Origin of the sequence: Mixta mediterraneensis, assembly GCF_014946725.1 — a bacterium.
In the GTDB taxonomy this organism is placed as follows: domain Bacteria; phylum Pseudomonadota; class Gammaproteobacteria; order Enterobacterales; family Enterobacteriaceae; genus Pantoea; species Pantoea mediterraneensis.
Map to the genome: position 1 here is coordinate 66,031 of NZ_JACFXY010000014.1, position 19,139 is coordinate 85,169.

Annotated in this window: 25 protein-coding genes; 18 read left to right on the forward strand and 7 right to left on the reverse strand. The window is 50.5% G+C overall.

Annotated features, from left to right (window positions below; genetic code table 11):
- Window positions 1-834 precede the first annotated feature (834 nt).
- The 3 genes from H2P46_RS19520 to H2P46_RS19530 are packed head-to-tail and all read right to left on the reverse strand — an operon-like array spanning window position 835 to window position 3,038.
- Window positions 835-1,872: a phage integrase gene (locus H2P46_RS19520; RefSeq protein WP_193406501.1), complete on the reverse strand. Its 1,038-nt coding sequence runs from the start codon at window positions 1,870-1,872 to the stop codon at window positions 835-837.
- 3 nt (window positions 1,873-1,875) lie between these two features.
- Complete coding sequence (locus tag H2P46_RS19525; protein WP_193406502.1) at window positions 1,876-2,442, reverse strand: PH domain-containing protein; 567 nt, start codon at window positions 2,440-2,442, stop codon at window positions 1,876-1,878.
- A gap of 14 nt (window positions 2,443-2,456) precedes the next feature.
- Window positions 2,457-3,038 (reverse strand): phage repressor protein CI, encoded by a 582-nt coding sequence (locus tag H2P46_RS19530; protein ID WP_193406503.1) that lies wholly within the window; start codon window positions 3,036-3,038, stop codon window positions 2,457-2,459.
- A 145-nt stretch (window positions 3,039-3,183) separates the two neighbouring features.
- Between H2P46_RS19530 and H2P46_RS19535 the strand changes: the two genes are divergently transcribed.
- The 11 genes from H2P46_RS19535 to H2P46_RS19585 all read left to right on the forward strand — a co-directional run bounded on the left by H2P46_RS19535 (window position 3,184) and on the right by H2P46_RS19585 (window position 10,565).
- Window positions 3,184-3,405 carry a helix-turn-helix transcriptional regulator gene (locus H2P46_RS19535; RefSeq protein WP_182687415.1) on the forward strand — a complete coding sequence of 74 codons (222 nt, stop codon included), beginning with the start codon at window positions 3,184-3,186 and terminating at the stop codon, window positions 3,403-3,405.
- A gap of 31 nt (window positions 3,406-3,436) precedes the next feature.
- Window positions 3,437-3,943: a phage regulatory CII family protein gene (locus tag H2P46_RS19540; protein ID WP_193406504.1), complete on the forward strand. Its 507-nt coding sequence runs from the start codon at window positions 3,437-3,439 to the stop codon at window positions 3,941-3,943.
- A gap of 178 nt (window positions 3,944-4,121) precedes the next feature.
- The gene (locus H2P46_RS19545; RefSeq protein ID WP_193406505.1) at window positions 4,122-4,274 is read left to right on the forward strand and encodes a phage filamentation protein Fil family protein; all 153 of its coding nucleotides are present in this window, start codon (window positions 4,122-4,124) and stop codon (window positions 4,272-4,274) included.
- Window positions 4,258-4,650, forward strand: a complete 393-nt coding sequence (locus H2P46_RS19550) for a hypothetical protein (protein ID WP_193406506.1) — start codon at window positions 4,258-4,260, stop codon at window positions 4,648-4,650. Before H2P46_RS19545 ends, H2P46_RS19550 begins: the two co-directional genes overlap by 17 nt.
- 9 nt (window positions 4,651-4,659) lie before the next feature.
- Window positions 4,660-5,088 (forward strand): hypothetical protein, encoded by a 429-nt coding sequence (locus H2P46_RS19555; RefSeq protein ID WP_193406507.1) that lies wholly within the window; start codon window positions 4,660-4,662, stop codon window positions 5,086-5,088.
- A gap of 73 nt (window positions 5,089-5,161) precedes the next feature.
- The gene (locus H2P46_RS19560; protein ID WP_238939040.1) at window positions 5,162-5,401 is read left to right on the forward strand and encodes a DUF2732 family protein; all 240 of its coding nucleotides are present in this window, start codon (window positions 5,162-5,164) and stop codon (window positions 5,399-5,401) included.
- Window positions 5,392-6,252, forward strand: a complete 861-nt coding sequence (locus tag H2P46_RS19565) for a DNA adenine methylase (protein WP_193406508.1) — start codon at window positions 5,392-5,394, stop codon at window positions 6,250-6,252. Before H2P46_RS19560 ends, H2P46_RS19565 begins: the two co-directional genes overlap by 10 nt.
- A complete protein-coding gene (locus H2P46_RS19570) occupies window positions 6,249-6,566 on the forward strand; it encodes a DUF5405 family protein (RefSeq protein ID WP_193406509.1) in 318 nt (105 codons plus the stop codon). Before H2P46_RS19565 ends, H2P46_RS19570 begins: the two co-directional genes overlap by 4 nt.
- Window positions 6,559-8,586 carry a replication endonuclease gene (locus H2P46_RS19575; RefSeq protein ID WP_193406510.1) on the forward strand — a complete coding sequence of 676 codons (2,028 nt, stop codon included), beginning with the start codon at window positions 6,559-6,561 and terminating at the stop codon, window positions 8,584-8,586. The genes H2P46_RS19570 and H2P46_RS19575 overlap by 8 nt, the downstream gene beginning before the upstream one ends.
- A 311-nt stretch (window positions 8,587-8,897) precedes the next feature.
- Entirely contained in the window at window positions 8,898-9,569 is a 672-nt protein-coding gene (locus H2P46_RS19580) for an ORF6N domain-containing protein (RefSeq protein WP_193406511.1), read from the forward strand.
- Between the two features lie 333 nt (window positions 9,570-9,902).
- On the forward strand, window positions 9,903-10,565 hold the full coding sequence (locus tag H2P46_RS19585) for an ORF6N domain-containing protein (protein WP_193406548.1): 663 nt from the start codon (window positions 9,903-9,905) through the stop codon (window positions 10,563-10,565).
- Window positions 10,566-10,698: 133 nt separating this feature from the next.
- Here H2P46_RS19585 and H2P46_RS19590 read toward each other — a convergent pair whose 3' ends face one another.
- Entirely contained in the window at window positions 10,699-10,983 is a 285-nt protein-coding gene (locus H2P46_RS19590) for a helix-turn-helix domain-containing protein (RefSeq protein WP_193406512.1), read from the reverse strand.
- 241 nt (window positions 10,984-11,224) lie between these two features.
- Between H2P46_RS19590 and H2P46_RS19595 the strand changes: the two genes are divergently transcribed.
- Window positions 11,225-11,479 (forward strand): hypothetical protein, encoded by a 255-nt coding sequence (locus H2P46_RS19595; RefSeq protein WP_193406513.1) that lies wholly within the window; start codon window positions 11,225-11,227, stop codon window positions 11,477-11,479.
- Between the two features lie 5 nt (window positions 11,480-11,484).
- On the opposite strand, the gene H2P46_RS19600 is transcribed toward H2P46_RS19595, so the two are convergent.
- Genes H2P46_RS19600 through H2P46_RS19610 form a run of 3 tightly spaced genes read right to left on the reverse strand, consistent with a single transcriptional unit; the run spans window position 11,485 to window position 14,611 of the window.
- On the reverse strand, window positions 11,485-11,805 hold the full coding sequence (locus H2P46_RS19600; protein WP_193406514.1) for an Ogr/Delta-like zinc finger protein: 321 nt from the start codon (window positions 11,803-11,805) through the stop codon (window positions 11,485-11,487).
- Window positions 11,802-12,833 carry a phage portal protein gene (locus H2P46_RS19605; protein ID WP_238939041.1) on the reverse strand — a complete coding sequence of 344 codons (1,032 nt, stop codon included), beginning with the start codon at window positions 12,831-12,833 and terminating at the stop codon, window positions 11,802-11,804. Before H2P46_RS19605 ends, H2P46_RS19600 begins: the two co-directional genes overlap by 4 nt.
- Window positions 12,830-14,611 (reverse strand): terminase large subunit domain-containing protein, encoded by a 1,782-nt coding sequence (locus H2P46_RS19610; RefSeq protein ID WP_193406515.1) that lies wholly within the window; start codon window positions 14,609-14,611, stop codon window positions 12,830-12,832. Before H2P46_RS19610 ends, H2P46_RS19605 begins: the two co-directional genes overlap by 4 nt.
- A 185-nt stretch (window positions 14,612-14,796) precedes the next feature.
- Here H2P46_RS19610 and H2P46_RS19615 point away from each other — a divergent pair, with 185 nt between their 5' ends.
- From H2P46_RS19615 to H2P46_RS19640, 6 genes are all read left to right on the forward strand, one after another.
- Window positions 14,797-15,609 (forward strand): GPO family capsid scaffolding protein, encoded by an 813-nt coding sequence (locus H2P46_RS19615; protein WP_193406516.1) that lies wholly within the window; start codon window positions 14,797-14,799, stop codon window positions 15,607-15,609.
- A 56-nt stretch (window positions 15,610-15,665) separates the two neighbouring features.
- On the forward strand, window positions 15,666-16,685 hold the full coding sequence (locus H2P46_RS19620; RefSeq protein WP_193406517.1) for a phage major capsid protein, P2 family: 1,020 nt from the start codon (window positions 15,666-15,668) through the stop codon (window positions 16,683-16,685).
- Between the two features lie 3 nt (window positions 16,686-16,688).
- A complete protein-coding gene (gpM, locus tag H2P46_RS19625) occupies window positions 16,689-17,390 on the forward strand; it encodes a phage terminase small subunit (protein ID WP_193406518.1) in 702 nt (233 codons plus the stop codon).
- 95 nt (window positions 17,391-17,485) lie between these two features.
- Entirely contained in the window at window positions 17,486-17,938 is a 453-nt protein-coding gene (locus H2P46_RS19630) for a head completion/stabilization protein (RefSeq protein WP_193406519.1), read from the forward strand.
- Window positions 17,935-18,444, forward strand: coding sequence for a phage tail protein (locus H2P46_RS19635; RefSeq protein WP_193406520.1), 510 nt, complete (start codon window positions 17,935-17,937; stop codon window positions 18,442-18,444). Before H2P46_RS19630 ends, H2P46_RS19635 begins: the two co-directional genes overlap by 4 nt.
- Window positions 18,441-19,127 carry a phage virion morphogenesis protein gene (locus tag H2P46_RS19640; protein ID WP_193406521.1) on the forward strand — a complete coding sequence of 229 codons (687 nt, stop codon included), beginning with the start codon at window positions 18,441-18,443 and terminating at the stop codon, window positions 19,125-19,127. The genes H2P46_RS19635 and H2P46_RS19640 overlap by 4 nt, the downstream gene beginning before the upstream one ends.
- Window positions 19,128-19,139 lie beyond the last annotated feature (12 nt).

Below are 19,139 nucleotides of genomic sequence, written 5' to 3' on the forward strand. Positions count from 1 at the left end.
GAAAAGCCAGAAAGGGCGCTGCTTCCGAGCGTTACAGGCCATAGGCTATAACTGAAAAATTATGGTTTATCGCAAGAGGAGTGCAGGTAATGTAATGAGTATTTTCTGAGCAGTTTTATTAATAAATTGAGAGAACTGGAAATGTTCAATATTTAACCGAACAATAAATAGACACCATATCTGACAGCATGCTAAAAAATTAATTCATTAAATTACTGGCTTTGGCGAGGGAGATTGTATGGTTAAAAAATTTAGTGACCAGATTGATAAACTCAAAAAAACTTAGAAGAAATTTCTGAGACTAAAGAGATTTCTTTCAGTGAGCTTTTTAATAGTGAGTTTTTAGCTGAATATTCTTCATTCACTTCGCTTGAGGATATGTTTCTAAAATCAGGATTCAATGTTCAGACAAAAGAAGATTTTGCTGTCATACCATGATCAGACATGGGAGGATTTCATAACGCAAAACACTACTTACAGTAGCTGGAAGGACATGCAGGTAGATGCTGGTAAAAAGCACCTTCAAAAAATGCTTCATAAGGGCATGTAAGGTTTGATGCGACCAACTTCAGCAATCCAAATTGACACTACCCAACTAGCGTATTGGTTTTCCTGGGGGGACAAAAAGGGGACAGCGCATCAGTGAAAACAAAAAGGCCGCTTCAAATAAGCGGGCTAATTATATGATTTTACTACTAAAATTTGGTGGCCCCTGCTGGGTTTGAACCAGCGACCAAGCGATTATGAGAACCATAGACCTCAAGCGATAATCAATGGGTTAGCTAAAAATCAGTGAGTTAGCAAACCAATATCCACCAATATAACCCAATATTCTTAGGTTGTAGCGACACTTTTGCGACACTTTAATGGGTTCAGTCGCAATGCCTCTTCAAGGTGGTTAGGGGCAAAGTGCGCATACCTCATAGTCATCTTAATATCGGTGTGTCCGAGGATTTTTTGCAGTACTAAAATATTTCCACCATTCATCATGAAATGGCTTGCAAAGGTGTGCCGCAAAACATGAGTTAACTGTCCTGCGGGTAAGTCTATGCCTGCACGTTCAAGTGCGGAGCGAAATGCATAATAGCAAGGTGAAAACAAATTCCCGTTTTTCTTCGGCAGTTCGTCAGTCAATTCGGAATCAATAGGAATGCTGCGATTGCGTTTACCTTTGGTTTTTATAAAGGTGATCTTTCCTGCTGATACTTGGCTGCGTTTCAGGCTTTCAGCCTCACCCCAACGTGCACCAGTAGCTAGACACACTTTCGCGATTATTTCTAAATCCTTGGCGCTACTGTTTCGGCATTCAGCTAAAAGCAAGTCAATTTGTTCCTCAGTTAAATAAGCCATTTCACTTTCATCAGTGCGAAATTGGCGGACGTTCTCCAATGGGTTGGGGGCTGACCATTCTCCGAGCCGTTTTAATTCATTTAAGACCGCTAAAAAATAGGCGTGCTCAAGATTCATTGTTCGTGGTGAAACTTGGCTGATACGCTTAGTGCGAGCAAATTGGCCGTCTAACCTCTTAGCTCGATAAGCAGTGAACAACTGCGCGGTAAACTCAGTTGCTAATGGGTGCCCCATACATTCAGCTGCCCATAACATTGAGCTTTTCCGTTTCTCGCCATCTCGCAGGGTTATGCCGTGTCGTTCAAACCAAAGATGCACTAAGTCAGTTAACTTACGCCGTTCCTTGGTTTCACCGAGCCAAGGGCTGTCGTCAATTTTTTGCAAGGTATAATTTTCGAAAGCAAGCGCTTCCCCCTTAGTTGCAAACTTTTTACGGACGCGCTTGCCTTCTTTACCGTTGCTCCGATCGACAGTATAAAAATCGGCTATCCACTGCCCATCGGATTGCTTGCGAACTGGCATAAATTAACCATTCAGAATTCGTTGTTTTTGAACTTGGAATTCTTCATCTGTAAGAATTCCATCTTCTTTCATTTCGGCAAGGCGTTCGATCTTCGCCATTTGTTCATCAAACGATAGTGATGTTTTGGGTTGTTGCTGTTCTGGTTTTTTTGATTGGTTCTGATTATTGCGAGTCTCGTTCACTAAGTTAGTGAAAGGAATTACTGAATCCTTCATAACATTTTTGATGGTGTAATTCTGGCCGCTAGTTGAAATCATGATTTCACCCAGCAGTAAGCCGGTTTTACCACCAACACTCACGATGTTGTTCAAGTTGATGTCTACTTGTTTTACTCCGTAAAGCATTCCTTTATCTAGAAAAATCACACGTTTATTAGTCAGAGTAATTAACCAAGTGTTGTTATTCATCATTCCACTGGCAATAGCTAAAGGGGTTTCACCAAATCCAAGTATCTCAGGTAGGTGATAGAACTCTTTTTTTGTCCCAAAAGGTGCATCTGAAACAACAGAAGCAAGCCTTTTCATTTCTTGCTTTAAATCTTCTTTGGATGCTGTTTTGTAGTCTATCATTTTAATATTCGTTATTATTTTATTGTAAGTGCAACGCGTCCCAACACGTTTATGTCTTCTATAGAGCAATCAAAAGCCATTCCCACGCCACTAACTCGAACCTTCTTAACAGGTATTCGGGTTAATGTTCTAACGCTGACTTTCCCTTCAATTTCAACCAACCAATCATCGTCATAGATTTCAGAGTAATGGCGGTCGACTATGTACTGTGTGAATGAATCAATTACACATATCGCATCTTGAGGAATCGGTTTGCCGGGCAGAAATGACACTTTATCCAGTAGATAAAATCCGGCTTCATACATTTGGCCGTCTACGATTTTGCTGCGTGGCAACTTCAGAACGTCCAATTCTTCGTCGTTAAACTTCTTTCCATTACCTGTAGACAGCCACTCAAGACCTGCTCCTGTCTCCGCGACACATCTGATCACCATGTCCGCAGGGAAAATACCCCTCTTGAACCTGGCTGACAGGCTACTAGCAGCCATTTGAAAGTGATCAGCTAGCTGCAACTTCGAGGTGAATCCGTAAGCCTCAACAATGCGGTCAAGAACCGCGCTGCTGTGCCCTATCTGTTCAAAGGGGAATTTACTCATTTGATTATGATCGTTCGCCTAGGTCGAAATTTATGTTGAAATTTCGATTTAGTCGAATTAGAGTCACTCCGTGTTGTATATTAAAGCGAATATTGGCTGATACTGGTGGGCATTGGCGTGTCCACAAACGAATGGAGTTTGCATTATGCGCCCGAACATTACAATCGTGATTCCTGATCCCTACATCCCTTTGGATGAGTACTGCCGCCGCACTGGCATGTCTAAAAGCACTGCTGAAAACCTAATTTCATACGGAAAGCTGCCAATCAAGCCTAAAGGTGCACAGAAAAAGGGCTTGGTTGAAGTCAATATGGCTGCCCTAACCGTAATGGCATTAAGCGAATGCAACGTTTCGTTTAACGCGTAATTCCAGGTTATCAATTAGTAGAGTGCGAATCATGTACGATTATAAAGTTTCAGTACGAAACCATCTTGATGATGCCTGCCGCCAGTTTTCACTGGCACACAACGTCACAGAGCTGGCTAAAAAAGCAGGAATGCAACCGGCCACACTGCGCAACAAGCTGAATCCAGACCAGTCGCACCAACTGACATTACCTGAACTTCTGGCAATCATCGATCTCACCGAAGACCCAACCATTCTAGATGGTTTTCTGCGGCAGATTAATTGCCAGCCTTCTGTACCGGTCAATAATGCCAGACCTGAAAACATGCAGTTTTGTGCATTAACTGCTGTGGCCAGCGTCGGGGTAATCGCCGGGGAAGCGGTTTCAACGGAAAAGATGACTGTTGCACGCCGCAATCAGATTCTTAACAGAGCCAGTGATGCTATCCGCAGCCTGTCTTTACTCGTCTATTCCGTTGAAAGTCGTTTTCAAATCGTGCCAGTGCTGGCTGCTGCCGTTGATGTGGTAAGCGCCTCCATGCCTGGCATCACTGCGTGAGGTGCATTATGAAAAAAGGGAGTGGTAAAGCTCAGGGGGTCTTTGTTTCTTTTCGTCGTCGGTACTCTGAGTATGGAGTAAAGGCGGTAAAGCCAATCAATCTGGCTGATGGTGCATGTGAGCTGACGTTTTACGTCAGATATTCATATGAAAAGACGAATAAAACTGCGAGGTCATCATGATTGTTTTTGTTCGTCACCTGACCAATCAGGCTAAACCTCCGCAGTTACCAAGTTTTGGTCACGGGTGGATTCAGTTACCAGACGGTCGCCGCTGGAATCCAGCATTAACCCTTAAGAATCATGAGGCAAAGCATGAAGGCAAGCGATAAAAAATGGCTGGGCGTGCTGCGCCAGATGGTTTCTGGTCACAGCACACAGGCATACAGCGTCTGGGAACGGCTTAGCGAACATCAGCGCGGAATCATTCTGCACGCCGCAGGTTTGAAAACGCGTCACTGCCGTTATTCGTGGAGCCAGTTCACTGACCACGAGTTACATCAGATTAAGCGTGGCCTGCAGCGTCTGAAGTGCATGGTTGAAATGTTCAAGGGGCTGGGGCCGCTGGCATTTCAACAGGAAAAGAAACCATCACCTAGCGCGCTACACGCAGCGCGATCAGTCCCTACCGTACCGGGGACACCAGTACATGAACTGATAAAGGCGCGGCAGCAGCTGCGCAAACCCGCTGACAATCGCGCCCACTGAGGAAGTGTTATGAATATCATCACTGTTGAGAAAAAGGGGCTACTTGAAGATTTCCGCGACTGGGGAGTTAACCCGGATTATGCAGAGTTCTTCCTGAGCAAGTGTGACACCGAAGGCAGCACGGTCGCGTTAAAACAATTCGTCTTCAATGACACGATCCATCTGGACGACAAAATACAGTGGCTGCTGGTAAGTTCTGCTTTCTGGTGCCGTGCGTTTCGCGAAGCAGAATCCCACATGCAGCAGACAGAAGCACTGAGCGCAATCCGCGCGATTTACTTTGCTGCTGGCTTCCTCGGAGTATCGCCCGTTGTGGCGCTTATCCGTTCATGGTGGAGCCTATCTTATGAATTACATCTGCTGTCATCACCAAACCAGTCGCAGATGCAAGTGAAACCTTTCCGTTCCTTGATCCTCAGTTCGCTGTTTAAACACTAATAACCTGTCGCACGATTTTCGGCTTTCCATCGGATAGCCGGGGATTCGTGCGTCCTTAAATGGAGAAAACGCCATGAGAATGATCCGCCAGAACTTAGAGAAACAGATCAAAGACAGCACCGGGCAGGTACAGAAACTTTACCGGCAGGCATACAAAGAGGGCGGCAGGGATGTGGCCGCAAGATTTTCTGGTCGCCTAGATCGAATGGCGACACATGCTGTTAACAATGGTCTTTCGGCCGCTGAAATTGTTGAGCTACTCCGTCAGGAATCAGAACTCATCAACAATAAAGGCGGTGCGTTATGGCAGTGAAACCGCCCCTTAAGTGGGCCGGGAGTAAAACCCGTGTCATGCCCGAGCTTATCAAGCATCTGCCAGCCGGTAAGCGACTTGTTGAGCCGTTTGCCGGTTCATGCGCTGTCATGATGAACACGGACTATGACGCATATCTGATCGCCGATGCGAATCATCAGCTGGTTAATGCGTATGTCATGATGGCGCACCACACAGATGCGCTTCTGACTGAGCTTGAAACGCTGTTTGCTGCTGGAAGTGTTGGAAGTGAATCACAGCGCGGCGAGTTTTATTACTGTGTACGCGCCCGTCTTAATCACAGTGCTTTATCGGCTGTAGAACTGGCTGCCAGCTTCCTTTATCTGAATCGCCACGGCTATAACGGGATGTGCCGTTATAACCTGCGGGGCGAATTTAACGTCCCATTTGGAAAATATAAATCGCCTTACTTTCCTGCAAGCGAGGTCCGCGCTTTTGCTGCAAAGGCAAAGCGCGCATCTTTCGTCTGTGCTGACTTCACTGAAACGCTGGGGTTGATAGGTGTAGGTGATGTGATTTACTGCGATCCGCCGTACAACCCTGCAGCAGGGAAAAGCAGTTTTACCAAATATCATTCAGCTGACTTTGACGCGGCCTGTCAGCAGCGGTTAGCAGCCATGCTGGAGAGCCTTGCAGATAAAGGTAACCCGGTAATAGCTTCAAACAGCGACAGTGATATGACGCATTCCCAGTATGGTCACCGCCGTTTTTATCTGCATAAGATTTCTGTTGCCCGTTCCGTTGGTGCCGCTACCGGCGGAAGCAGTAATGCGCCTGAGATTATCGCTGTGGGAATTCCATCCGTTAAAACGGAGGGCGCAGCGCTATGAGAGTCAAAATTGATGATGTTTATTTCCTTCGTGCAATCAGAAATAAACAGCCAGGCGAAGACGCGCTTGTTGCGCTGGAAAGACTGAGCTGGATGGAAGTCGAGGGTGTCAGGGAGCATGTGCCGCTGACTATGGCCATTTACAGCAGCAAGATTTTGCTGCTGCGTGATCTCATTTCGGACGTCACCGGGCGGCTTGTGCTTCATGGCAATATGGATACGTTCGCCGCATTCGTCAGTGAAACGCGACGCCTTGCGGAGCAGACCCAGGTTGCATTTGAAAAGCTGAAAGCGGAGCAGGTTGCTAATGTCTGAAGTGCAGCCTGATCTGTTACAGGGTGAATACCACGCCGTAGATCGTCAGCGGCGTGAGTTTTTTGGCATGTCTGCGCCTGCTGGCATGTCTCTATCAGAGCGTCGGTTATGGAATCTTAATCCCGAAGACCACGACTGGCGCAGCCCTTTCTTACATGAAATGCCGGATTACCTTGCCGGTTATTTTGCTGACCGTTACGCCAAAATATTTCCTGCACAAAATGGCCGTCGCCGAGCTAATGCATTTCTTCGCCAGACAGTAGGCCAGAATGTATTACCACGCCTGCAGCTTGTCCGCAGCCGCTACCGCATTAACGATGCGGCACAGCATGAACTGCCTTTCATCAAACAGCTTGATCGCCTGCCAGGGCTGGACCGGCAGGAGCTGCGCAACCTGTCCTATAAAGTCGCCTCCTTCCTTTCGCTAAGCATGGCCGATTTTGTTAGCAAGGTTTCACTGCCGCATGAAGCGGATGAGCTGACTGTAACCCGCGTTACTTATCGCTATGTGGCTGAGCTGGCTGCGTTGACAGGCACGCAGCCGCCTTACTGGGCGGAATACGGTGCCAGCAAAGGCGAGCTGGCGTTACGTAAAGCGCAGTCGGGCCTTTTGCGAATGACAGCGCCTGAGTGGTGGCGCGCCCGTCTTAAGCGCATGCGGGACATTCAGCGTGAGCACATGTCAATTGCTGTCGGACAGGTGCAGCGATCCGCGTCACCCTATGTTTCGCGCGGTGCGCTTACTGAGTGGACTGAGCAAAAGAAAAAAAATGCCGAATTCTTCAGTAAATTCGACCTTGTTAACGACGCGGGTGATCGCGTGTCTATGGCGGACATGGTCTACAGAAGCGTGGCTAACCCGGCGATTCGGCGCTGTGAACTTATGGTGCGTATGCGTGGATTTGAAGAGCTGGCAGAGGCGCAGGGCTACATTGGAGAGTTCTACACAATCACTGCACCTTCCCGTTTTCACTCCGCATACAGCAAAGGAGGGCTGATTCCACAGTGGGATGGAGCCAGCCCTAAAGATACTCAGAAATACTTATGTAAGGTGTGGGAGAAAGTCCGCGCCGCGTTGGGGCGAAACAATTTGCGCTATTTTGGTTTTCGCGTTGTGGAGCCGCATCACGATGGGACGCCGCACTGGCATTTACTGGTTTTCATGCGGCCTGAAGATAAAAAAGCAATACGCCGAATCATTCATCGCTATGCATGTGAAGAAGACGCCCATGAACTCAGAGGTTATAAAGCCCGTAAGGCCCGTTTCTGTTACAAGGCTATAGATCCGCGTAAGGGTTCTGCTACCGGATATATCGCTAAGTACATTTCAAAAAATATCGACGGTTTTGCGCTTGATGGCGAAATAGATAAAGACTCTGGGCAGCCCATGAAAGAAGTGGCAAAGCGCGTTAACGCGTGGGCATCACGCTGGCGTATCCGTCAGTTTCAGCAGCTGGGCGGTGCACCCGTTTCTGTCTGGCGTGAACTTCGCAGGCTTGGTGATGCTCACTTACTCACAAAAGAGATGGACGATGTGCTTGCGTCGGCATCAGTGGCGAGTTGCTGGGCTTCGTACACCATGTGCCAGGGTGGGCCACTGGTTGCGCGAAAAGATTTACTCGTTCGCCTTTGCTACGAAATCACTGAAGCAGCAAGTGAATACGGTGAAGATATTCAGAGGGTGCAGGGTATCTATTCACCGCAGTTTCCTGATTCTGAGGTTGTTACCCGTCTGGTTAAGTGGGAAAAGGTCGCCAAACTGGCCGAAGCGTCAGCGGAGGCTGGCTTTTCAGGCGGCAACGCCGCCCCTTGGAGTTCTGTCAATAACTGTACGGGGCCGGAGCGGCGCAGGTTAAAACTTGAACTGAAATCCAGAGGTTTTGAGGGAGGCGATGAAGAAATAGACATATTACTGCGAGGGAGCAGTCTGAGTTATTGCGCCGAAACAGCGCTGATTTACAAAAACGGCAGGCTATCAGAGAAGATTCCTCATTCTGAGGATGAACTTTGGCCCGGTTGACGAAGGCTAAGCAGTTGAGGGTCTCCGGGGGGATAGAATTGACAGCCTTATTTGTCCGGGGCTATAGTTCCCGTGCAGCCGCAAAATCGGCTGTCGGGATTGGAACCCCGGTTATCTGAAAAGGCGCATACCACGCCAGGCGTGGTTTTTTATGCGTAAAGCACAGTCACATCAAAATTATGGTGGGGCGTGCGGGGCAGCCGAAAGGCTGGCCGGGTCCTTTTCAGCCGGTAGTTCCAACCCTGTACGTCCCACCACCCTAAGCTTGGAACCTGACGGTGGTGATTAACCTAACTGAAAAGGTAAATCCCATGCAAAATGAAATCACAGTCGAAAGCCTTGCCCCGCTCACGCACAATCAGATTCCTGTTATCACAACCGAATTGCTTGCTAATCTATACGAAACCGAACCGGTGCGTATACGCCAAAATTACACCCGTAACGAAAATCGTTTTATCGCAGGTAAGCATTATTTTTTACTGGAAAGCGAAGAATTACGGGAGTTTAAGCACAAAGTATCTCAAAGCTACTCTGTAAAAATCGCTCGAAATGTTCGCGCCCTCATCCTCTGGACAGAACGCGGTGCCGCCCGCCATGCCAAAATGCTCGAAACTGACCAGGCATGGGAAGTGTTTGAAAGGCTGGAGGACTGTTATTTTTGCGAGCGTTCGGACAGTGTCAGGGGCTGCGGCGGCACGCCTTCACTGCTCGTCGCACCTGATTCCGTGCCACATCCGACCACTCTGCATTTTGAAGCTTCTGAACCGGTGCTGACTGTCAGTGGTTGCGCCGTTTCACAGCTAAATGCACTGTTTGGTACAGTGGAATACCTGGAACATACGATGTGGCCACATCTGCGCAATTTGTTTCCGGAACTGGACCGCAGCTATGCCAGTGCGTTTGACACTGCACATATGCTTTTGTCGCTGTTGCGGGATACGCGGCGGGCGTGCCGGAAGCAGACTAGGGTGGTGAAGAAATAGACATATTGCGAATTCTCGACTGGAGGCGGGCTGGTCCCGCCTTTTCGATGGGGATAGAATTGACAGCCTTATTTGTCCGGGGCTATAGTTCCCGTGCAGCCGCAAAATCGGCTGTCGGGATTTGCACCCCGGTTATCTGAAAAGGCGCATACCACGCCAGGCGTGGTTTTTTTATGCGCAAAGCACAGTCACATCAAAATTATGGTGGGGCGTGCGGGGCAGCCGAAAGGCTGGCCGGGTCCTTTTCAGCCGGTAGTGCAAACCCTGTACGTCTCACCACCCTATGATTTGCACCTGACGGTGGTGATTAACCTAACTGAAAAGGTAAATCCCATGCAAAATGAAATCTCAGTCGAAAGCCTTGCCCCGATCACGCACAATCAGATTCCTGTTATCACAACTGAATTGCTTGCGCAGCTCTATCGCGTTGATGTGAATAACATCCAGCAGAATCATAAGAGAAATGTGGATCGCTTCATTGAAGGAAAGCACTATTATAAAGCCATCCGTGAAGAACTGAAAAGTTTGCGACTGACTAATAGTCAGTTGCAAATTTCCCCCAAAGCTCGCACCCTCATTCTCTGGACAGAACGCGGTGCTGCCCGCCATGCGAAAATGCTCGAAACTGACCAGGCATGGGAAGTGTTTGAAAGGCTGGAGGACTGTTATTTTTGCGAGCGTTCGGGCAGTGCCAGGGGCTGCGGCGGCACGCCTTCACTGCTCGTCACACCTGATTCCGTGCCACATCCGACCACACTGCATTTTGAAGCTTCTGAACCGGTGCTGACTGTCAGTGGTTGCGCCGTTTCACAGCTAAATGCACTGTTTGGTACAGTGGAATATCTGGAACATACGATGTGGCCACATCTGCGCAATTTGTTTCCGGAACTGGACCGCAGCTATGCCAGTGCGTTTGACACTGCACATATGCTTTTGTCGCTGTTGCGGGATACGCGGCGGGCGTGCCGGAAGCAGACTAGGGTGGTGAAGAAATAGACATATTACCCGGTGTGCCGTAAAGCCCGTCCTTCAGGGCGGGGAGGATGTCAAGAATCCTCGACTGGAGGCGGGCTGGTCCCGCCTTTTCGATGTTGTCGGGCTAAAGTGTTCAGGCACCTTTTTTTTGCCGTTATGCCGTCTTGATGATTTTAATCATCGCACAGAGCTGTGTTTTTGCCTCGTCACTTAGTAACAACAATTCCGGGTGCTTATTAAGGTCCGACGTTATCCCCAGAGCATGATAAATCTTACCCAAATCTGACAGCGTCATTGACTGATCAGACCATTGTTCCAAACAGCGACGAAGTCTTGACACGCTAATAGACGTTTTTGCCGACAATTCATTATAACTGATGTGTTTTTCAGACATTTTATTACGGATGATTCTGATTGTGACTGATTCGTAGCTTTTCATTTGCGCAAAAATGAGTAAAAAAATAGGTTAATACACATCGACTGTGTAAATGCAGTTAAAAGTGATTTTGTTTCTATCAATTTTTTTTGAGTGCGCTAATATATGTTCGAGTAATTAAACCGCAAGTGATGCTGCAACATACAAGAACATTCTAAGCAGATTCTGGCATTTTCTAAACAATTGTCGTCTTTTCATTAAACACCGGGGAATACTTCCTATCTTTATTTTGAAAAGAGTATTCATGATGAAAGGTAAAAAACAAAATGGTGCTTGGCTGAAATTTTATTGTGCGCTCAAAAAAAACGACGCAAAAATTACAAATAAATGTATCAGGCCAGATTTACTAACGGAATTAGTTGAGATTAAGAGAATTTGTCTGATATCGCGTATTGCATCAGACAATGCTGAGAAATGCGATCTGGCCTTGGTTACAGACTGGATCGCTGAATTATCTTCAGATTTAGTTGCAAGATTTGAGCAACATCAACGGCTGTGACGGTTTTATACAGATGAGCGCTGCAGAAGGTTCAGCGCTATCTGCTTCTGAACAGGAGACATGCTTTTAATTACATTTTGCAGCAAAATATCGCCAGTTTTCGCACTGGGACTGATAGTGTGTGAAAATGTCAGATTCATCACAAAAGTGTGGCCACACTCAACATCTGAACAAGCGCAATAAATATCAGCAATGTCCCGATGCTTACGGTTTGTCTTACGAACAATTGCCTGAGAACCGCACTCAGTGCATAAAATTTTTAACACGCGCATGTTTGCGGCTCCGGCGTTGTAAATGTGCTTGGATTTTATCCGATTACGCCTCATACCGCATCCCTGTTCTTTGATTGCCGGGAAAATTTCAGGTGAAGGTGTTCCGGCACATCTGGATCACCGTTCACCGCATTCATCAACCTCCGCTGAAGGGGTAATACCTCGTTTTTCTTATAGGTGGCTTCCACTTTGGTCGGGTCTCCAAGCCCAGCGGCGTTCTGCGGGATAATGCCAGCCAGCCCGGCAGGGAAGCGGTGCGCGTTCAGCACGTCCTGTGCGCTGATGTTCTTCACGTTGGCAAATTCATCTTTCGCGCCAATACCCCCCATCTGGATAAACTGCACGCCTTCCTTATCGCCGCCAGGGATATTCACCAGAATGGTGCTGAAGTTGCCGATCCCCTTGCTGTTGGCCAGCTGCTGCTCAATCTCTTCTTCCACTTCATCCGTCATGTTCGGGTCCGTGGTGTAAAGAATGCCGCCGGTATGCGCGCCGTTGTGATAATACCGGCGGCGGAAAATCACCGCTTCGCTGTTAAGCAGCGCGGAGTGAATGCCGCCGATATAATCCGGAAGGCCGTAAATCTGCTGCTGCGGGTCGTACATCCGGATAAAAATCACATCCTCTTCGTCGTAAACCAGCGGTTCGCCATGCTGCAAAACCACAAATTCCCCGTCACGACGACGACGCATGTACAGCCCCGGCATGGGTTCCAGCGCGATAACATCGCCCCAGCCGTTGCGAATTTTGACGATCCCTAAATCACCAAAGGTCAGGAAGTCCATTGTCCCGGCTTCCAGTTCGTCATGTGACAGCCCGCCGCCGACATAATCTGACAGCACCATATTTTTGCGCGCGTGAATAATGCCGCCGTGCTGGCCGTTCAGGTTAATCAGCTGCGCCAGTGCCAGCCGGTCAATTGGCAGGCTGTAATGGTCATAGTCGTTGTCATACCATACGTCGCGGTAATCGGTGCCGGTGGTCAGCACGGGTTCAGGCTTGCCGAAGCGCAGTACCGACATTTTGCGATTGCTCGTCTTTTGCTGTGCGCCGCTGGCGCGTTGCTTATATCGTTTTTTCATGCTGCCTTCTGAAACTTCCATTTGGATTTAGGTTTGTGCTCGTAGTTGAGCGGCTCATTGTCCAGACCGTGCATAATTGCCCAGGCTGCCTCTGCGTGGCCGGTTTCTGCCGTGCGGTCAGCAACGAATGTCACTGCACTCCCTGATTTTGTGACGGCGCGCCGGATGGACATAAAGGACGCGGCCACCTCTTTCAGATCCGCATCCCATTCAATGCGCCCGCTTTCAATCACGTCTGCCGCTTTGAGTACCAGACGATTTTTAGTGCTCAGGTCGTAGCGGATAGGTTTCAGCACGCGCATGGCAAAGGGGTGAATGTTGTCATAAACGCCCTGGCCGATGCCGGTCACGTCTACGCCCAGATAGGTGAAGTTGTACCGGCCAAAGAGTTTTTTGATCTCGCTGGCCTGATGGCGGAAGTTCATGCCGCGCCAGTTGATGATAGCCAGCACACGGAACTTCTCACCGGCCAGCACCGGCGGGGCCATAATCACAAAAGTTGACAGGTCGCCGGAGCGTGCCGGGTCATAACCGCCCCATACGGGACGCTCACCATACGGGCGACGGGCTTTGGGGTCATGGTCCTGCCAGAACGTCACATCAGTGCCGCATTTCTCCAGGTCGCTGAAGCTGAACACCGCGTCTTTACTGTCCACAAACACGCACATATACAGCATGTTAAAAGTGTCTTTGCTGTAGCGGTTGCGCAGCTTCTCGATGCTGGCCAGATTGAAGCCATTGGCAATGGCATCTTCCATTGTGATGACGTATCGCCATTGGCCATCCGGGCAGAGTCGGCCACCGTCCCGCAGGGCATCGAATCCCGGAAATACTACGGCAGCGCGCTTTTTACTGCCTTTCTTCCACTCTTCACCCGTCCAGAACGGGTAAGCCTGGTGCGTCTTGGCCGACGGTGTTGAAAAGTAGGTGGTGCGCCACTTGTCGTGCGTGGCCATTGCAGACGCGACTTCATTAAGCCTGGCGAAGTTTGGCACCCAGAAATATTCGTCACAATAGAGGTGGCCGCTGTATGACTGCGCCGTATTCTTGTTTGTGGACAGAAAGCGCAGCTCTGCACCATTGCTCAGGCGGATAGGGTTGCCGGTGAGCGTGATGCCGAAGTATTCCTGTGCAATGTTGACGATATATGAGCGGAAAACCTCCGCCTGCGCGCGCGAAGCGGAAAGGAAAATCTGCGGGTCGCCGGCCTGCACGGCATTTTCAAACGCCTCAAAAGCAAAATACCAGGTCGCACCGATCTGGCGGCTTTTAAGTATGTTACGTACCTGCTGGCTGATGTTCAGGCGCAGGTGTTTCTGGTAGCCAAACAGGTGTTCTTCAGCCCATAAGTTCAGGTCGTCTTCCGTCAGCCCGGAGATGTCGTTTTTATTGTATTTGCGCTTACTACGCGGATGGTCTCCTTCCTCTTCGCTGCCGCCGTTGCTGCTGCCTGCGGATGCCGGACGTGCGGCGGCCAGCTTCTCTTTGTGTTTGTTGTGCTGCGTGCGCAGCTTGACCGCATGGGCAATCAGTTGATCCAGTTCTTTCAGTTCCAGTTCTGTTTTGCCATCGCGCCCGGTCAGCAGCTGGATGCGGCGCTCTATCGCATCTTCAGAGCTTTCGTGGCTCAGCATAGCTGCCCAGCCTTCCTTTTCAGCCCAGTAATAAATAATCCGCGCATTCGGCAGATTTAATTCACTGGCAATTTCCTTCGGCGTATATCGCCTTAAATACAGGGCGCGCGCAACGCCGCGTAATTCTTCGCTGTATTTAGCCATTCGTTAATTTCATTCCTTTGTGTGTCTGCTGGCTATTATGCCGCCCGAATGAAAATAAAAATCCCGCCACGATTCTTATCCGTTCGACTAAATAACGTTATCCGAATGTATTGGAATTCAAACGGGTGCAGCGGCGATTTAAATTATTAATAATGTCTCTGCTGTTACGGAGGGCGAAAAAATATATGTCGCAGTTAAGCACTGACTGGCTGTGTATTGCCACCGAAGGGGACACGGTAGACCGCAGGGAGTTAAAGCAAGAATGGTTAATTGATGCTGCCGAAACTTATAACCCTGATTTATACGCTGCACTGATTTGGCCGGAGCATGAACGCGATTACGGAAATCTTGGCAGCGTTAAAGAGGTTATGGCGCAGGAAGGTGATGACGGGCTGGTCAGGCTGTATGCCCGAATCAGTCCGAACAGCCAGCTGATTGAAGCCAATAACCGCGATCAGCTTCTTTATTTTTCGGTAGAGCTGACTGAGGGCGGCGACTTTCGCGGAACGGGGCGTTCCTATCTTGAAGGGCTGGGGGCGACTGATTCGCCCGCCAGTGTCGGCACAACACGCATGCGCTTCAGTAAGCGTAAAAAAATTGAATCCGGTTATTACCGCTATAAGTTTGGCCGGGATGGAAAAGTTAAACAGGAATCAGAAATGAAAGACTGGCAAAAATTGTTTGGTATTAAATCGAAAAAATTCACTGAAGATGACTTGAATACTGATGCGCCTGAAGACGGCGACAAATTACAGGCGCTGGCTGAAGCCCTGAATAATCTGGAAGGTCGAGTGTCTGCAATCGAAACACAGCTGGCTTCCACGCAGGAAGATGTGGATACCATTGCCGAAGTGGTGGATACACAGGAATTTGCAACGCTGCGTGAAAATATCGGGGCAGTCATTAAAAACTTTGGAAAGCTGGATAACAAGATTACACAGCTGCCTGAGCGTAAGCCCGGCGATAAGCAGGAAAGCCACAAATTTAAATTCATCTAATTTCGCCTTCGTCAGGGAAGTTTCTATAAGTCGCATTATTTGCGAGAGGGTTATTTATGCAATTAAACAAAACGGCGCGTATGTTTGCCGCTGCTTATGCTGCCGGTCTGGCGAAAAATTACGGCGTGGAGAGTGCGGGCCGTTATTTCGCACTGTCCGATCCGCAGGAAATTGTCCTGCGCTCCGCCATGCTGGAATCCGTTGAGTTTCTCAACCTGATCACCGCGCTGGATGTCGATCAGCTGTCCGGCCAAGTGGTGTCTGTTGGTGCATCCGCGCTGTATACGGGCCGCAGCGAAACCGGACGTTTTACGCGCCGCATCGGCGTCAGTGGCAACGACTACAAGTTGCACGAAACGGATTCCTGCACGGCGCTGCTGTGGTCGCTGCTTTCGGTCTGGGCTAACGCCGGTCAGGAAGAGGAATTTTTCCAGAAGGTTCAGGAGTTTTCTAACGCTACGTTTGCACTGGATATGCTGCGTATTGGCTTTAACGGCAAAACCGTAGCAGCAACTACCGATGCTGAAAAAAATCCAAACGGCGAAGACGTCAATATTGGCTGGCATGAGCGCATGAAAGGCTTTGAAAGCGGCAAGCAAATCATCACCGATGCGGTAACGCTGGGTGAGGGTGGTGACTACCGTTCGCTGGATGCGATGGCGTCAGACCTGATTAACACCAAAATTCCACAGCAGTACCGCAGCGATCCGCGTCTGGTGGTGCTGGTCGGAGCCGACCTGGTGGCGGCGGAGCAATACCGCCTGTATCAGGCAGCAGACCGTCCGACGGAGAAAATTGCTGCCCAGATGCTGGCATCCACCATTGCCGGGCGTCAGGCCATCGTACCGCCGTTCATGCCGGGCAAGCGCATGATCGTGACGCCGCTTTCGAACCTGCACATCTACACGCAGCGCGGTACACGTCAGCGTAAGTTTGAATTCGTTGAAGACCGCAAGCAGTACGAAAACAAGTACCTGCGCATGGAAGGGTATGCCGTTGAGGAACCTGAACTGTACGCGGCGTTTGATGAAAGCACCGTCACTATCGGCAATGTGGCTGAACCGGCAGAGGGCTGATAAATGCGCCTTTCACCCGCACAGCGCCACAGCCAGCGCATTGCCATGCAGCAGCAACTGGCGCGGCTTGAAGCAATTAATACCGCTGACAGCCTGCACATGCAGATACAGGAAATTGAAGCGGATGTGGTACGCCTGCGCAGCCTCGATATGACGGCTGACCGCGTGGAAATGAAACGCGATGTCCTTCTGCCAAAGTGGCTTCCGACCGTGGAAAGTTATCTTGAGCTGGGGAAGGTGTACGCCAATCCGGTGTTTGCCTGGTGCGTTATCTGGCTGTTTGACGTAGGCCAGTTCGATCAGGCGCTGGACTGGGCTGACATCGCTGTTGAACAGCAGCAGGAAACGCCGGGCAACTTCCGTACCCGCTTCCCGGCTTTCGTCGCCGATCAGATGCTGGAATGGGCAGAGCAGGCTAGTCAGGCGGGTGAAGGCCTTGAGCCGTATTTCTCGCGCACGTTTGAGAACGTGACGCAGCGCTGGCGGCTGCACGAAGAAATTACCGCCAAATGGTTCAAATTCGCGGGGCTTCTGCTGCTGCGTGATGAATCAGGACAGGCGCGGGCGGCGGCGTCAGATAGCGTCGAAACGCTGTCTGAGGCTGACCGGCTGCTGGCGGCCGCCGAGGCGAAGTATCACAGAGCAGGCGTAAGCACGATGCGTAAGACGATTGCGGCGCGCATCCGGGCGCTTACGGCTGAATAACGACTACCGCAAGCCGGGTGAGCGCGGATGAGGGCAGAACACGCAGTGTAATGCGCCGTGGATTCCGGTCAGCCCACCTTTTTACGGGGGAATTTATGTTCAGTGGCAAGCCGATTGAATACCAGGACAGCCCGCTGACCAATGACGGATTCTGGCCGGATATGAACCTGTCAGACTTCCAGCGCAGCCGCAGTATTCCGGCTGACGTGGACGCGGAAACCGTGGCGAATGCGCTGCTTACGGCGGCAGCGGAGGTAAACAGCGGGCTTGCCGGTGTGCAGGAAAAGCACCGGGCGGCAGGATACCAGACTGCTGCTGACGTGCCGGGGGTCAGCATGAACGGCATCAGTCAGCTGGCGGCGCAGTATAAAAAAGCGGTGTATGCCAGGGCAAAAGCGGACCTGATGGGTGAGTTTGCGTCTGTTGGCCGCCGCGAGTCGCATCCGGGACAGGAGAGCGCTGAAACGCTCAAGGGATTGCTGGCAGAGGCGGCGATAGTTATTCGCCAGATTAAGGGGCTGAAGCGCGCAACGGTGAAGGTGATATGAGCGACAACAGCCAGCTGGATTCACTGACGGGCTTTTTGAATAAATTCATGCCAGCCCGCGCGATGCAGTCATTCACCAGTGAAATGGCGAATCTGAAAACGATACCGGCGGCAAAGGAGCTGGGACTGGGGCAGGTGCGGCTTTCGGTCATTCGCTATGACGCTGAACTTATCTGGGAGCGTTTCGCCTACCGCGAGTGCGATCCCCGGCTGTTAATGGCGCTCCTTGAAGTATGGCTGTCCGCAGGTGAGGAAAAGCGTGAGCTGTTCGGCTTTGTTGGTATCACCAACGCCGATCCCGACTGGGATATTGAGCTTATCGACGAAGAAACGGCCATCGTTGCAGTGACGGTGCCAATGGCGGAGGCGCTGATCATCGTACCGGACGAGGCGGGCAATATTCCCTATCAGGGCGGGCGCTATCGTCTGGCCGATGCAGAAATCTGGACGGCAATGAGCGCACTGGTTTATGCGCCGGGCGGTGATGTGCCAGGAGTGGCGGAGTGATTATCGGGGCAGAGCTTGATCGCTCGCAGCTGCGTGAACTGCGCAAGGCGCTGGCCGAACTGGAGCTACCAAAGAAAAAACGGCAGCGGCTTATCTGGCGTCTCGCTAAGTACGGCGTGATACCGGCGGCTAAGCGCAACGTGCGTAACCAGCAGTCACCGGACGGGACGCCTTGGCAGGGGCGCAAAACGCGTCGCCGGGGCAAGATGCTGCGCAACCTGCCTAACCTGCTGCACATTCGTGAAATGCCGGAGATTGAGGCGGTGCGCCTCTATCTTCAGGGCGGTGGCTACCGTAACGGGCAGAACCCGGTGCCAGCGGGCGTTATCGGCTACGCGCAGCAGGAAGGCATGAAAACAACCGTCCGGGCGCGCAGCGTCAGCAGACCGGCACCGGCGGGAAAAATGGCCACGCTGAAGCAGGCCAAACGGCTCCGTAAGCTGGGCTACAGGGTGAAGAAGGGGAAGCGCTGGCGAAAGCCGCCGGTTAAGGAAATTACCGAAACGCTGGGTTTTGCTCAGGCTGGGCTGCTTATCCGCAAGCTAAGCGGCAGGCCGGTTAAATCAGCCTGGTCGATTGACCTGCCAGCGCGTCCATTTGTCGGCATGAGTGCTGAAGACTTCAATAAGGCGCTGGCGCGCCAGCTACAGGCCATCGGCTACGGCTGGGACGTTAACGCTTAATAAATCAGGGGA